Below are 12615 nucleotides of genomic sequence, written 5' to 3' on the forward strand. Positions count from 1 at the left end.
GCGGCGGTATCGTACGATTCAGACAAAGACCAACTTCGACGAAGTTCATCCCAATGACTAGGGGCATCAGTGACTGAGATCCGGCAGCCGACACCGAGGCGCGGAACCAACCTTCCCCGCATGGGGGACTTTAATCTAACTGTCATTCTGGAGGCGATCCGCCGCTCATCAGGTGGGCTCAGCCGTGTGGAGTTGGCTCAGATCGTGGGACTTTCCCCGCAGACCATTTCCAACATTTCCAGGCGTCTGCTGGATCAGCAGTTGATCGTGGAGGCCGGCAAGGAGGGCTCTGGTCCGGGTAAGCCCAGGACCATCCTGCGCCTGAACCCGGCCGGAATGTACGCTGTGGGCGTTCATCTGGATCCGGCAGTCATCACCTTCGTAGTTCTGGACCTGCTGGGTGAGGTCGTCAAGCATTCCCGGATGGCAACTCCCGGTGGTGATCCGGCCGGGGTGATCACCAGCATCGCCGGGCAGATCAATATCCTCATTGAGGAATCAGGGGTCGATGCGTCCAAGATTGCCGGGCTGGGCGTTGCTGTCCCCGGACCCATCGACCTTGACGAAGGTTCGGTGGTGGAGCCTCCGCTCCTGACACGGTGGAACCGTGTGCGCATCCGGGAGGCCTTAGCCGAGGCCACCGGCATGGAAACCTTGGTGGACAAGGACGTGACCAGTGCTGCCGTTGCGGAAACCTGGGCAGGCGGCGCCAGCGGTGCAGGCAGCTTCGTGTTCATGTACATGGGAACAGGCATCGGCTGCGGCATTGTCCTCAATGATGAAGTAGTGCGCGGGACCTCGGGCAATGCCGGCGAAATCGGCCACATCGTGGTGGACCCGCAGGGTCCGCTGTGTGATTGCGGACTGCGTGGCTGCGTAAAGTCTTCCTGCATCCCGCAGGTGCTGGTGGCCGAAGCCGAAGCCGCTGGTGTGCTGGAAGGGCATCGGGCTGGTGCGGACGGCCCCGAAGTCCAGGAACGGTATGCCCAGTTGTGCGACGCAGCCGACGCCGGTGACGGCAGGGCAATCGCCATCTTGGACAAGTCCGCAACCCTCGTTGCGCGTGCCGTGTCCATAGTGACCAACACCCTGGACGTGGAGCGCGTCGTTTTCGGTGGCCCGTTCTGGGGGCGGATGTCGCCCTACTTCATGGAACGTGTTCCGGAACTGTTGGACAAAAACAACGCGGCCCGCATGATCCACGATCTCGAAGTTGTGGGATCTGGCGTGGGCGAGGACGTTGGAGCCATCGGTGCCGCCTGCCTGGTTTTGGAGCACATGCTGGCACCACGGGCGCAAAGGCTCCTGCTGGAGGGCTAGTTAGTAGTAGGACAACTGAATAACCATAAGGCTCGGCCACGTCGCAGGTGTGTCACGGTGAAGTATGGGGGCTGTAGCCACGTTCGACTGAATGGAGCACCATGCGCCGTCCTGTGATCAAAGCGCCACTGAAGTATGCGCCAGTGAAGTTTGCCGCAGCACTTGTTTCCGTCGCTGCCGTATTTGCGGCAGCGACGTCCTGTTCGCCTACGCCTGAGGCCACGGTGAGCAAGACCCTGAAGATCGTTTATCAGAAGAGTGACTCGTTCACGGCCCTGGATATGGTCATGCAGGACGCAAAAAAGGAATTCGAAGCGTCCAACAGCGGTGTGACAGTGGACCTTCAACCCATCCAGGCCAACGACGACGACTACGGGACCAAATTAGCCTTGGCCCAGCGGTCAGCTGATACGGCACCTGACGTTTTCTATGAGGACACCTTCAAGGTGCGTTCCGACGTCGACGCCGGGTACCTGCTCAAGCTGGACAGTTACCTTGAGAAGTGGGATGACTGGAAGTCGTTCAACGACGCAGCCAAGGAGGCCGGACGTGCGGACGACGGCGGTATTTACGCGGTCCCGCTGGGCACCGATACCCGGGCAATCTGGTACAACAAGTCCGTCCTTCAGAAGGCTGGAATTCCGGTGCCGTGGCAACCAAAGACCTGGGACGAGATCCTCACGGCCGCCCGCGCCATCAAGGCTTCTGATCCCCAGGTCATCCCTTTCACCATGTACGCAGGTAAGGGGACCGGCGAGGGCACGGTCATGCAGAGCTTCTACGAGCTGCTGTATGGCACTGACAGCAGTTTCTATGACGGGGACCAGAAGAAATGGGTGGTGGGTTCCCAAGGGTTCAGGGATTCCTTGGCTTTCCTCAAAACCCTCTATGACGAGAAACTGGCCGTGAGTCCTGCCGAAGCCCTGGACGCCAACGTCTGGAAGAAGGTTTTTGGCGAGTGGTTCCCGCAAGGCAAACTGGGCGCAACCGTGGAGGGTTCCTATTCGCCGTCGTTCTGGCAGAAGGGCGGCGCGTATGAGTGGGCCGGGTACGAGCAGGAAATGGGTGTCGCGATGTTCCCCACCCAGAAGGGACAGGATCCCGGAGGTGTGAGCATGTCCGGCGGTTGGACACTGGCTGTGGGGGCGAAGAGCAAGAACCCTGAGCTCGCCTTCAGCTTCCTCACCACGGCGCTGAACAAAAAGAATGCGCTTGCCTTCGACGTCAATAATTCCCAGATCGCCGTGCGTACGGATGTGGCATCGGATCCGGGATACTTGGCGGCCAACCCGTTCGTGAAGGACGTTTCAGAGCTGGTGAAGGTGACGCACTACCGGCCCGCGACGGCCGATTACCCCAGAATTTCCACAGCCGTCCAGGTAGCTACGGAATCTGTGATCACCGGTAAGCAGAGTCCTGAGGAAGCAGCAGCTGAATACGATGCCACCGTTCGGAAACTGGTAGGTGAGGACAAGGTTCTGGAGAAATGAGAATTCGCCGCTTCCTGCGGCTGCTGCCGGTATTTCCTGCCGTTCTTCTGCTCCTGGTGTTCCTGCTGGCTCCTGTGGCGTGGTCTTTTTATGCGTCATTCACGGACGCCGCGTTGTCCGGTAAGGCTGCCAGGGATCCGCAGTGGGTGGGAGCAGACAATTACGTCCGGATGTTCAGCGATGATGACTTTCCTTTCTCCGCCTGGCTCACGGTGGTGTTCGTCGTGGCTTCCGCAGTGCTGGGCCAGAATGTGCTGGGTTTACTCATTGCCCTGCTGATGACCCGTTCGCGCAAGGCAGTGGCGGCGTGGGTGGGTACTGCAGTGGTGGCGGCCTGGGTGCTTCCGGAGATCGTGGCGGCATTTGCCGCGTACGCCTACTTCAACCGGGACGGGACGCTCAACCAGGTAGTGGGCGCCTTGGGAGGTGAGGGGCCGGATTGGTTGTACTCCTTCCCCTTGGTGGCAATCGTGCTGGCGAACACGTGGCGTGGAACTGCGTTTTCCATGCTGGTTTACCGTGCGGCGTTGGCTGATGTTCCCCGGGATGTGGCGGAGGCTGCGCTCATGGATGGAGCGCGCGGCTGGCAACGCCTCGCGTTCATCACGCTCCCGCTGATCCGGAGCAGCATCGCCACTAACTTGATGCTGATCACCCTTCAGACGTTGGCAGTGTTCACCCTCATCTGGGTGATGACTGCAGGTGGTCCGGCCAATGCCAGTACCACGTTGCCCGTGTTGGCCTACCAGGAGGCCTTCAAGTTCGGTGACATCGGCTACGGCACAGCTGTGGCGTCTGTACTGATTCTGCTGGGAATGGTTTTCGGCGCGGTGTACGTGAGGCTGCTACGGGAGCAAAAGACATGACTACCAAGGCGAAGCTGGGCGCGGACGTCGCCCTTGCGGTGATCGGGGTGTGCTTTGTTGCGCCCCTGCTGTGGTTGCTGTTGGCTTCCGTTGATCCCCAGGCCGGTTACCAGACCAAAGTTCCTGTGGCGCCGTCCACTGAGAATTTTCGAGCGGTGATGACTCCTGAGTTGTTGTTCCAGCCCTTGGCAAACAGTTTCCTGTTATCGGCGGGCACTGCTGTGGTGAATGTGCTTGCAGCTGTGCTTGCCGCCTACCATTTGTCCAGGTATCAGTCCAGGTTCAACAAGCCCTTCCTGTACACGGTTCTCTTTGGGACATCGCTCCCCGTGACGGCCATCATGGTGCCGGTCTATGGCCTGTTTGTTCAGCTGCAGTTTCTGGATTCAATGGCGGCGACCATCTTTTTCATGGCCACCACAACTTTGCCCATGGCGATATGGATGACCAAGAATTTTATGGATTCGGTCCCTCGTGAGTTGGAGGAAGCGGCATGGGTGGACGGTGCATCGACGCTGGCGGCGCTGCGGAGCATCGTGTTGCCGCTGATGCGGCAAGGACTCGGAGTGGTGTTCATCTTCGTTTTCATTCAGGCGTGGGGGAACTTCTTCGTCCCGTTCATCCTGTTGTTATCCAGCGCTAAGCAACCAGCCGCTGTCTCAATCTTCAGCTTCTTTGGCCAGCACGGTGCAATTGCGTACGGCCAACTGGCCGCGTTCTCCATCCTGTATTCGGTCCCCGTGCTGGTGCTCTACGCGCTGGTATCCCGTGGCATGGGAAATTCATTTGCCCTGTCCGGTGCTATGAAGGGTTAGCTTTCTGTCAGTCGATGTCCTCGATGATCTCGCCATACGGTATGGACTCGTCCAGGTGGGCTTGATGTCCGGTAGGGCCCCTGTTGAAAGTGATTCGTACGCCGTGCCGCTGGTCTGCTGCGGATTGGAGCAGGACCGGCCGTACGGCGTCGATGACATGCTGGTCCTGGGAAGCGAGGTAGTTCTGATAGGCGGCTGGTAGCTGATGCATGGCAAAAGGATAGACCTCCAAAGTCCACATGGGGAGGGGTCCCCATTGCCACGCTGCTTCAGGAAGGCTTGGATAGAGTGGCCGTTTCACATCAACGCCAGCGAGGGGACCACGAGTGCAACAGATCACAGCCATGGCCGGAATCGACGCACCGGATATGGCCCGTGCCCAGCAACTCGTGGGTAGCATCGTCCGCAGCTTCGAAAACAAAGTGGTAGGCCAGGCCAGGCTGCGTGAGACATTGGTTATCGGCTTATTGACCGGCGGCCATGTGCTGTTGGAAAGTGTTCCCGGTCTGGCTAAGACCACAGCGGCCCAAGCCATAGCAGAATCGGTCAGTGCGGAGTTCCGCCGGATACAGTGCACGCCGGACCTACTGCCCAGCGACATCGCAGGCACGCAGATATTCGACGCCGCCAAGGGGACATTTGTCACGCAGCTGGGGCCGGTTCACGCAAACATAGTTCTGTTGGACGAGATCAACAGGTCCAGCGCCAAGACGCAAAGCGCCATGCTGGAGGCCATGCAGGAGCGTCAGACCTCCATTGGGGGCGAAACCTATCCTTTGCCGAAGCCCTTCCTGGTGCTCGCGACGCAGAACCCCATTGAGCAGGAGGGGACGTATCGTCTTCCCGAAGCACAGATGGACAGGTTCATGCTCAAGGACGTTCTTGACTATCCGAGCCCTGCGGAGGAAGCGGAAGTCATCCGCCGGATTGACTCAGGCGTTTTCAGTGCAGAGCAGAAGCCTCCGGCCGCTGCTTCCCTTGACGCCGTGGTCCAAGTCCAGGAACTCGTGCGCCGGGTATATATAGATCCCGCAATCGTCCGGTACATCGTCGGACTCGCCTATGTCACCCGTAACGCTTCCCAGTACTTGGAGCCCCGGCTGGCTAACGTGGTGGAATTCGGGGCCAGCCCGCGGGCGAGCATAGCCTTCAGCCAGGCAGCCCGCGCCATGGCGCTGCTCAAGGGGCGTGACCACGTCATTCCCGAGGACGTCAAGAACCTTGCGCATCGGATCCTGCGTCACCGCATCATCCTCGGATTCGATGCCGTGGTGGAGGAAATCTCCGTGGAGACCGTGATCGATGCCGTGGTGGCGTCCGTGCAGACGCCGTAGCGGGGCCCGGACGTGCCCAGCCTCCTCCGACGCGTTGAATCGAAGATGTTCATCTTCGCCCACCGTAGGACACTGACCCTTCTGGACGGCGAGTACGGTTCGGTCTTCAAAGGCCGCAGCCTGGACTTCGATGAACTCCGCGCATATGTCCCTGGTGACGAGGTCCGCGACATCGATTGGAAGGCCACGGCACGGCACGGATCCCCCCTTGTGAAGCGCTACGTTGCAGTCCGCCGGCACACAGTCCTTCTCCTGGTGGACACCGGGAGGAACATGGTCGCACAGGCATTGTCCGGGGAAACCAAGAAGGACATCGCCGTGCATGCGGCCGGAGTGCTGGGTTACCTGGCTTCCCGGCACGGTGACGACGTAGGTCTCCTGCACGGGAACGCCACAAGGTCCACGTACATCCCGCCCCGCAGTGGTGAGGAGCATTTGGAACGGCTGCTCCGCGAAGTGGATGCGAGCGCTTCCCTGGACGGACAGGCCAGTGGGATCGCCGAGCAGCTGGACTATGTGTTGCGGTACCTGAAGGGGCGTTTGCTCATCGTCGCCGTGGCGGACGAGTTCCTTCCGGACGCCCGCACGGAGACCTTGATGCGGAGGCTGCGCGGCCGGCACGAGGTGCTGTGGCTGACAGTCTGCGATGCCGAGCTCGCCGCCGAACCCGGGAACCGGATGCAGGAAAGCACGGATGTGGGCACCGGGCAAGGAATTCCCCTGTCCTTGGCCGTGGATCCCACGGTACGTGCCGCCTACGCTGCGGCAACGCTGGAACGCGAGCGGCGGCGTCAGGATGTGTTCTACCGGCTGGGAATCGCCGAGGAACAAACCACCGGCAGCGAGGACGTCCTAGGTTCAGTCTTCGCTCTCCTCGAAAAGCACCGTTCCCGCGCCTTCACGGCAAGGACCCCTACCAAGGGCGGTAGCCGTGCAGGATGAAGCGGGCTTCTATTCGCCCCTGCGATACCAACCGCAATGGTTATGGCTCGGGCTTATGCTCGTGATCCTCATCGGAGCCTGGTACGCCTGGGTTCTCTTCTCGGACCGTAAGAAGGCTCCCGTCCGCCAAGACGCGCCGGTCCGCCAAGTTCCTGACCTGGACACGTTACGAGCCGCCTGCCTGTCTGCAATCGAGGTCACCTCAGCGGACGCCGACGCCGGTCGCCTGACGGAGCGCGACGCGCACCAGAGACTCAGCTTCCTCGTGCGGGAGTTCGCCGGAGCGGCCACGGGCCTGCCTATGACCTCCATGACCCTCCAAGACCTCCAGCGCCACGAATTCAAGGAGCTGGCGGCAGGAATAGCCGGCATCTATCCCAACGAATTCGCGCCCCTGCCGGTCCACTCCGTGAGCCAATCCGCAGAAGCAGCACGTCAGGTGGTGCTCGCATGGAACTGAGCTACTGGTGGATACTTCCCCTGGCCGCAGCAGCGGGGACAGTCACCGCGTGGCTGTCCCGCCGTCGTCGTGCCCCACAGACCAGGCCCATCGCCCACGGTGAGCGGCTCACTGACCTCCCCGAATACCAGCAGGCGATACGCCGGCACCGTACACGCCTGGCGCTCGCCGTGGTGTTGGGCGCCGTATTCCTCGCCGCCACCGCCACAGCCGCGGCAAGACCGGTCCACCGCACAACAGAGCAACCGGAAATCAGGAACAGGGACATTGTGCTGTGCCTTGACGTGTCCGGGTCAATGACCAGCACGGATGCCGCCATCGCAGCCGTTTTCGAAGACTTGGCCAAGGAATTCGATGGCGAAAGAATAGGCATGGTCATCTTCGACAGCAGCAGCGTGCAGCTTTTCCCCCTCACCGACGACTACCAGTTCGCCGCCGAACAACTCACCAACGCCAAGGAAGCCTTGGACAGCGGAGCCGGGTCCTTCTTTGACGGTACGTGGAACGGGGAAGGCTCCTCGCTCATAGGCGACGGGCTGGCAAGCTGCGTGCAGAGCTTCCCCGGCACTGACGCAGGGGAGCGCTCGCGATCCGTGGTCCTGGCCACGGACAACTTCCTTTCCGGAGAACCGATCTTCACCCTGGACGAAGCCTCGGCCCTGGCCGCCGAGAAAAAGGTGAAAGTGCACGCGCTCAATCCGGGCGACATGGACTATGGCGGGCAACCCGATCAGCCAGGGGCCCAGCTCAAAGCAGCAGCCCAACGAACCGGCGGCACCTACTTCACCTTGGATAGCCCGGACGCCGTTCAGGGCATCGTCCAGAAAGTGCAGGAAACCGAAGCTACAAGCTACCTTGCAGCGCCGCGGGTAGTGATTGCAGACGCCCCTGACTGGCCATTGGGCGTTGCACTGATTGCCGGTGCGGGGATGCTGCTGCTCGGTTGGCGGCTGGAACCATGACCTTCGCCCCCATCGTTCCGTGGCCCCTGCTGGCCCTGGCCTTCGCAGCCTTGCTCGGTTTCACGACTTGGACCTACGTGCGTCGTGAGTCAACCCGGCCGCGGCGGACCTCTAAGCCTGCAGCCCTGCGCGGTGCCGCCGTCGTCCTTCTGCTTCTTGCCGCTCTACGTCCCGGTTGGGCTGGAGGCCAAGCCCAAACCGGCACCGCAGACATGGACGTGTTCTTCGTCGTGGACACCAGCACCAGCATGGCCGCAGAAGACTACAACGGAACCAGCACCCGGCTTTCAGGAGTCCAGCAGGACGTCATGGCCATTGCCAAGGAACTGGCCGGAGCCAAGTTTTCGCTCATCACCTTCGATAACAAAGCCAACGTCCGCATGCCCCTCACACAGGATGCAACAGCCCTGCAAACCGCCATGGCAACCCTGCAACCACAAAACAGCAGGTACGCCAAAGGAAGCAGCGTCACCGGCGCGGCCCAACTCCTGAAAGACAGACTCGAAGCGGCAAGTGAGCAACACCCAGGGCGCCCTGCACTGGTCTTCTACGCCGGCGACGGTGAGAACACCAGCGCGGAAGCGCCGGCTCCCATGAACGCCGGCAATGTGGCCGGGGGAGCAGTACTCGGGTACGGTACCGGGCAGGGCGGCAGAATGAAGGAAACCTCCACCCCCGACGCCGCATACGTGCAGGACAAAACCTCCGACACCCCGCAGGACGCCGTCTCACGAATCGACGAAGGACAGCTGCGCGCCATCGCAGACCAGCTCCACGTTCCCTACGCCCATAGGACAGGCACCGAGCCAACCTCGGACATGCTGAGCCAGGCCCGCCCCGGCACCATGACCGCAATGACCCCCGACGGTCCGGGCCGCGTGGAACTTTACTGGCTGCTGGCCCTGGCCGCTTTCCTGCTGGCAATCCACGAACCGTTGCGGCATCTCACCGCCCTCCAATCGCTTCGGCCCGCCGTGCGGAAGGAGCCCACCCCATGAACGACGACAACGCACGACGACGGCGACGTCGGCTGGCGCTCTACTCAGCACCACCTGCGCTACTGGCGCTCGCGGTTGCGGCGAAGCTCCTGAGCGTTGGTGTCCTTGGCGCCTCTGCCGGGCAGTCCTTCGACGCCGGGGAGCAGGAGGGGGTGGCCGGTGCGGCATCGTGGTTGCAGGTAGCAAACCTTGTGGAGCCACATAAGGGACTCTTCGCCTCCGGTGATGCCCATGTTCTTGCGGGAGACTTTGCCGCCGCGCGGGAGGACTTTGAAGCGGCGTTGGAGGCCGGCCCTGGTGTGGACGAATGCAGGGTGCGAGTCAACCTTGTGTTGAGCATCGAGAAGCTGGGGGATGCGGCCGGGGAGCCGGAAGTAGCGGCCCGCTTGTTCAGGGAGGCCAAGGCCGGGGTAGAAAGCGCACCGCCGCAATGCCATGCTGTGGGTCCGGCTAACTCCGCAGGTGAGGGTGAGAACCTGGATGCGGCCCGGGATCGAATTAACGGGAAGATCTCAGCGGATGAGTCGCCGCGCAACGATCCATCCACGTCCGGGCCGGCCACGCAGCTGCCCCCGAACCAGGAGCAACTCCAGCAGCTTGAAGAAAGCGGGCGGCAAGCACAGCTTGAACGTTCGGAAGGTCAAGAGCGGGGCGAGTACCTGCGGGGTCCGGACAAAGCCCCGGGGGTGGACCGTCCGTGGTGAGTTGTTACACGACGTAGTTACGACTCCCAGAGAATTTCGTCGTCCACCACGCCGTCCTCGTCAGCTGCAGCCACTAGGAGTTCGTCGGTGAAGTGTGAGCCGAGGGTGAAATCCAGTACGAAGTAGCGTTCCGGCTGGCCGGGATAGATGGCCACGTGGCCAAGCTTGAGGGCTTTCAGGAAGACGTCGTTGGTGAGCTGGCCTTTGTCTTTGACGCCGAAGACGGATTGGAGTTGCTCTTCCTTGAGCTGCGAACAGTGAAAATGGAGGAACTGTTGGGGGTTGGTGCCGTCCTGGTCCAGTTCGTCGGCGATCATTTCCCTGACTTGGTCCACGAGTTCGGGCAGGAAGCGCAACCTGTAGTCCACCTTGCGCATGGCCGCCTCATCGAAGTGGTCGTGCGCAGTGACGTTGAGGTCCAACTCAAGCTGGTTGCCGCCAAGTTCGTGTCTCGCAACGAAGCAATGTTCACGCCCGTGGTTGAGCTCGATCTCCCCAAAATGTTTGCTCGCTACCTTGCCCATGTGATCAATCTAACCCCATCAACCGGCGGGTTCCAGCACTTCGCTCCAATTCACCCTTTGGGGTTCCGGCCCTTGACAGGAGCGGATTTCAGGGGGTGGAGGCCACTCTTTCCCGAGGTGTCCCTCAGGGTGTCAGCGAGCAGCTGTGTGAACAACTGCACTTGGGCCGTCCTCTTTTCATTGATGAGAAGAGCGAAGACGTTCCGGGCCAGGCGGATGTCCGGAACATCAAGAACTACGACGCCGGGTGGCCGGTTGCGCAGCGCCAGTTCCGGTACCAGCGATGCCCCCAGGCCGGCTGCGGTCATCTCCAGGCTGGCATGGAAGTCATCGCTGTAAGCCACCACGCGGGGGTGCAGGTTGCAGCTGGCGAAGAGGCGTTCGATGACCAGAGCATCGCTGGTGCCGGGGTGGTGGACGATCCATGGCATGTCCGAGAGGTGAGCCGCTTCGATCTCGGCGTCTTCCCGGATTTTCCATGATGCAGGCAGCACCACTCGGAAGTCGTCGTCGCCAATCCACTGACGTTCCAGGGAGTGCGGCCAGGCCAGACCGGATTGCCCCACTTGATAAACCAATGCCACATCCAGTTCACCGCCGGTGCGAAGTCCTTGGATGGTCTGGGCCGGTTCGGCCACTGAGACGCGGAGCTCAATGCCCAGTCTCTTCCACCGATCGTTCCGGAGGATCTCCGGCAGTACGTAAGTGGCGAGGCTGGGGAAAATACCCAGTCTCAGCTCCTGGGCGGGGGAGTCGTTGGTCCTTGAAGCCGCGGCCATGAGGGCTTCGACGTCGGTCAGCACCTTGGACGCGTGCCGGGTCATGGTCACCGCGGCCTCGGTGGGAATGACGCTGCGGGCTGAGCGTTGGAAGAGTTCGACGCCGGTATCGCGTTCCAGCGCGGCCATCTGTTGGGACACTGCCGACGCTGTGTAGCCGAGTTGGGCGGCCGCTGCGGCGAAGGAACCCAGCCGGGTGACCTCCATCAACGTGCGGAGATGGAGAAGGTTGACCATCAGGCGATTTTAGCTGTTCGCCACGCCACATTTTCAAACTGTCACGACACGCCGTATCCGGGCGACACGCTGAAGATTAAATGTGGCTAAGTAGTCCACAGGGTGTGGATGACATCTCTCAATTTCGCGGAATCACGGACATTTTGAGGGCCCTTGCCTGTGGACGAGCGGTGGATTGAATGACATACTTGTAATACATCATCTTGGGGTTCCAGTTCGGCGCTTGCACTACATGTAGTATCGATTTACGGATTGAGCGGGAAACCAGCACAAGACAAAATCAGAGCGTGTTGGCTGTCACGGCAGCCCGCGGGCCGGTATCGGATTCAGTAATAAAGTTCCGGTTGAGCCCGCCAGATACGAAGAGAATCAGACTTCAACTTAGGGGACAGGGATCATGACCGTAACGGTTTACACGAAGCCGGCCTGTGTTCAGTGCAACGCAACCTACCGAGCACTCGACAAGAAGGGCATTGCCTACCAGAGTGTGGACATCTCCCAGGACGCCGAGGCCCTCGAGCGCCTCAAGGCACTGGGTTACCTGCAGGCGCCGGTTGTCGTCACCGAGCAGGACCACTGGTCTGGTTTCCGCCCGGACAAGATCGAGGAACTGGCCCAGGCCGTTTCCTCCGTGGCCTAAGTTTTATTCAAACTTCGCCACCACATCACACTAAGAATTCCTATGTAGTAGAGGTGACTCCCATGGCACCGCTGGCAGCGGCACCCGTACGCGATGCTGCGGAAGCTGTGACCACGAGGAGTCACCTCATCTACTTTTCCTCGACCTCCGAGAACACCAAACGATTCGTCCAGAAACTGGGTATGGATGCAGCACGCATCCCGCTTTATGCCCAGGACGCTCCGCTTCAAGCTCTGGAACCCTTCGTCCTCGTGCTGCCTACTTATGGCGGGACAAACGGCGAAGGTTCCGTGCCAAAGCAGGTCATCAGATTTCTCAACGATCCCAGGAACAGGGAACTGATCCGCGGTGTTATTGGAGCAGGGAACACCAATTTCGCGGACAACTACTGCGCAGCAGGGGACATCATCTCCGTTAAGTGCAGGGTGCCGCATCTTTACAAATTTGAACTCATGGGAACGCCGGAAGACGTTCAGCGGGTCAACGAAGGGCTGGAAAAGTTTTGGACACAACTGTCGCAGAAACAGAAGTAACCGGGGGCGCT

The 12615-nt window shown here is 60.8% G+C and carries 15 protein-coding genes; 12 read left to right on the forward strand and 3 right to left on the reverse strand.

Going from position 1 to position 12615, the window contains the following annotated elements; all coding sequences use genetic code 11:
• The first annotated feature begins 120 nt into the window (after positions 1-120).
• The 4 genes from HAV21_RS04075 (at position 121) to HAV21_RS04090 (ending at position 4491) form a co-directional block, all read left to right on the forward strand.
• On the forward strand, positions 121-1320 hold the full coding sequence (locus HAV21_RS04075; RefSeq protein WP_166840522.1) for an ROK family transcriptional regulator: 1200 nt from the start codon (positions 121-123) through the stop codon (positions 1318-1320).
• A gap of 101 nt (positions 1321-1421) precedes the next feature.
• Entirely contained in the window at positions 1422-2810 is a 1389-nt protein-coding gene (locus HAV21_RS04080) for an extracellular solute-binding protein (protein ID WP_166840524.1), read from the forward strand.
• Positions 2807-3676, forward strand: coding sequence for a sugar ABC transporter permease (locus HAV21_RS04085; RefSeq protein WP_142939020.1), 870 nt, complete (start codon positions 2807-2809; stop codon positions 3674-3676). The genes HAV21_RS04080 and HAV21_RS04085 overlap by 4 nt, the downstream gene beginning before the upstream one ends.
• Positions 3673-4491, forward strand: coding sequence for a carbohydrate ABC transporter permease (locus HAV21_RS04090; RefSeq protein ID WP_166840525.1), 819 nt, complete (start codon positions 3673-3675; stop codon positions 4489-4491). Before HAV21_RS04085 ends, HAV21_RS04090 begins: the two co-directional genes overlap by 4 nt.
• 7 nt (positions 4492-4498) lie before the next feature.
• Here HAV21_RS04090 and HAV21_RS04095 read toward each other — a convergent pair whose 3' ends face one another.
• Positions 4499-4732: a hypothetical protein gene (locus HAV21_RS04095; RefSeq protein WP_142939022.1), complete on the reverse strand. Its 234-nt coding sequence runs from the start codon at positions 4730-4732 to the stop codon at positions 4499-4501.
• An 85-nt stretch (positions 4733-4817) separates the two neighbouring features.
• On the opposite strand from HAV21_RS04095, the gene HAV21_RS04100 reads away from it, so the two are divergent.
• Genes HAV21_RS04100 through HAV21_RS04125 form a run of 6 tightly spaced genes read left to right on the forward strand, consistent with a single transcriptional unit; the run spans position 4818 to position 9891 of the window.
• The gene (locus HAV21_RS04100) at positions 4818-5825 is read left to right on the forward strand and encodes an AAA family ATPase (RefSeq protein ID WP_166840526.1); all 1008 of its coding nucleotides are present in this window, start codon (positions 4818-4820) and stop codon (positions 5823-5825) included.
• A gap of 12 nt (positions 5826-5837) precedes the next feature.
• A complete protein-coding gene (locus HAV21_RS04105; protein ID WP_166840528.1) occupies positions 5838-6767 on the forward strand; it encodes a DUF58 domain-containing protein in 930 nt (309 codons plus the stop codon).
• Positions 6757-7227, forward strand: a complete 471-nt coding sequence (locus HAV21_RS04110; RefSeq protein WP_166840529.1) for a hypothetical protein — start codon at positions 6757-6759, stop codon at positions 7225-7227. The genes HAV21_RS04105 and HAV21_RS04110 overlap by 11 nt, the downstream gene beginning before the upstream one ends.
• A complete protein-coding gene (locus tag HAV21_RS04115; protein WP_166840531.1) occupies positions 7218-8189 on the forward strand; it encodes a VWA domain-containing protein in 972 nt (323 codons plus the stop codon). The genes HAV21_RS04110 and HAV21_RS04115 overlap by 10 nt, the downstream gene beginning before the upstream one ends.
• Positions 8186-9187: a VWA domain-containing protein gene (locus tag HAV21_RS04120; RefSeq protein ID WP_243753091.1), complete on the forward strand. Its 1002-nt coding sequence runs from the start codon at positions 8186-8188 to the stop codon at positions 9185-9187. The genes HAV21_RS04115 and HAV21_RS04120 overlap by 4 nt, the downstream gene beginning before the upstream one ends.
• Positions 9184-9891 carry a hypothetical protein gene (locus HAV21_RS04125; RefSeq protein WP_166840535.1) on the forward strand — a complete coding sequence of 236 codons (708 nt, stop codon included), beginning with the start codon at positions 9184-9186 and terminating at the stop codon, positions 9889-9891. The genes HAV21_RS04120 and HAV21_RS04125 overlap by 4 nt, the downstream gene beginning before the upstream one ends.
• Positions 9892-9908: 17 nt before the next feature.
• Here the strand turns inward: HAV21_RS04125 and HAV21_RS04130 are convergent, their stop codons facing one another.
• Both HAV21_RS04130 and HAV21_RS04135 read right to left on the reverse strand, forming a co-directional pair.
• A complete protein-coding gene (locus HAV21_RS04130) occupies positions 9909-10415 on the reverse strand; it encodes a DUF2004 domain-containing protein (protein ID WP_142939029.1) in 507 nt (168 codons plus the stop codon).
• Between the two features lie 50 nt (positions 10416-10465).
• A complete protein-coding gene (locus HAV21_RS04135) occupies positions 10466-11431 on the reverse strand; it encodes a LysR family transcriptional regulator (RefSeq protein WP_142939030.1) in 966 nt (321 codons plus the stop codon).
• A gap of 397 nt (positions 11432-11828) precedes the next feature.
• Here HAV21_RS04135 and nrdH point away from each other — a divergent pair, with 397 nt between their 5' ends.
• Together nrdH and nrdI are read left to right on the forward strand one after the other, a co-directional pair.
• Entirely contained in the window at positions 11829-12071 is a 243-nt protein-coding gene (nrdH, locus tag HAV21_RS04140; protein WP_142939031.1) for a glutaredoxin-like protein NrdH, read from the forward strand.
• Positions 12072-12133: 62 nt separating this feature from the next.
• The gene (gene nrdI, locus HAV21_RS04145; RefSeq protein ID WP_142939032.1) at positions 12134-12604 is read left to right on the forward strand and encodes a class Ib ribonucleoside-diphosphate reductase assembly flavoprotein NrdI; all 471 of its coding nucleotides are present in this window, start codon (positions 12134-12136) and stop codon (positions 12602-12604) included.
• Positions 12605-12615 lie beyond the last annotated feature (11 nt).

Source organism: Paenarthrobacter sp. MSM-2-10-13, from assembly GCF_011605365.1.
Taxonomy (GTDB): Bacteria; Actinomycetota; Actinomycetes; order Actinomycetales; family Micrococcaceae; genus Arthrobacter.

Excerpts from the sequence above, each read along its gene's own strand:
- HAV21_RS04075 (WP_166840522.1), top strand. The coding sequence starts at position 121 with ATGGGGGACTTTAATCTAACTGTCATTCTGGAGGCGATCCGCCGCTCA.
- HAV21_RS04080 (WP_166840524.1), top strand. The coding sequence starts at position 1,422 with ATGCGCCGTCCTGTGATCAAAGCGCCACTGAAGTATGCGCCAGTGAAG.
- HAV21_RS04085 (WP_142939020.1), top strand. The coding sequence starts at position 2,807 with ATGAGAATTCGCCGCTTCCTGCGGCTGCTGCCGGTATTTCCTGCCGTT.
- HAV21_RS04090 (WP_166840525.1), top strand. The coding sequence starts at position 3,673 with ATGACTACCAAGGCGAAGCTGGGCGCGGACGTCGCCCTTGCGGTGATC.
- HAV21_RS04095 (WP_142939022.1), bottom strand. The coding sequence starts at position 4,732 with ATGTGGACTTTGGAGGTCTATCCTTTTGCCATGCATCAGCTACCAGCC.
- HAV21_RS04115 (WP_166840531.1), top strand. The coding sequence starts at position 7,218 with ATGGAACTGAGCTACTGGTGGATACTTCCCCTGGCCGCAGCAGCGGGG.
- HAV21_RS04120 (WP_243753091.1), top strand. The coding sequence starts at position 8,186 with ATGACCTTCGCCCCCATCGTTCCGTGGCCCCTGCTGGCCCTGGCCTTC.
- HAV21_RS04125 (WP_166840535.1), top strand. The coding sequence starts at position 9,184 with ATGAACGACGACAACGCACGACGACGGCGACGTCGGCTGGCGCTCTAC.
- HAV21_RS04130 (WP_142939029.1), bottom strand. The coding sequence starts at position 10,415 with ATGGGCAAGGTAGCGAGCAAACATTTTGGGGAGATCGAGCTCAACCAC.
- HAV21_RS04135 (WP_142939030.1), bottom strand. The coding sequence starts at position 11,431 with ATGGTCAACCTTCTCCATCTCCGCACGTTGATGGAGGTCACCCGGCTG.
- nrdH (WP_142939031.1), top strand. The coding sequence starts at position 11,829 with ATGACCGTAACGGTTTACACGAAGCCGGCCTGTGTTCAGTGCAACGCA.
- nrdI (WP_142939032.1), top strand. The coding sequence starts at position 12,134 with ATGGCACCGCTGGCAGCGGCACCCGTACGCGATGCTGCGGAAGCTGTG.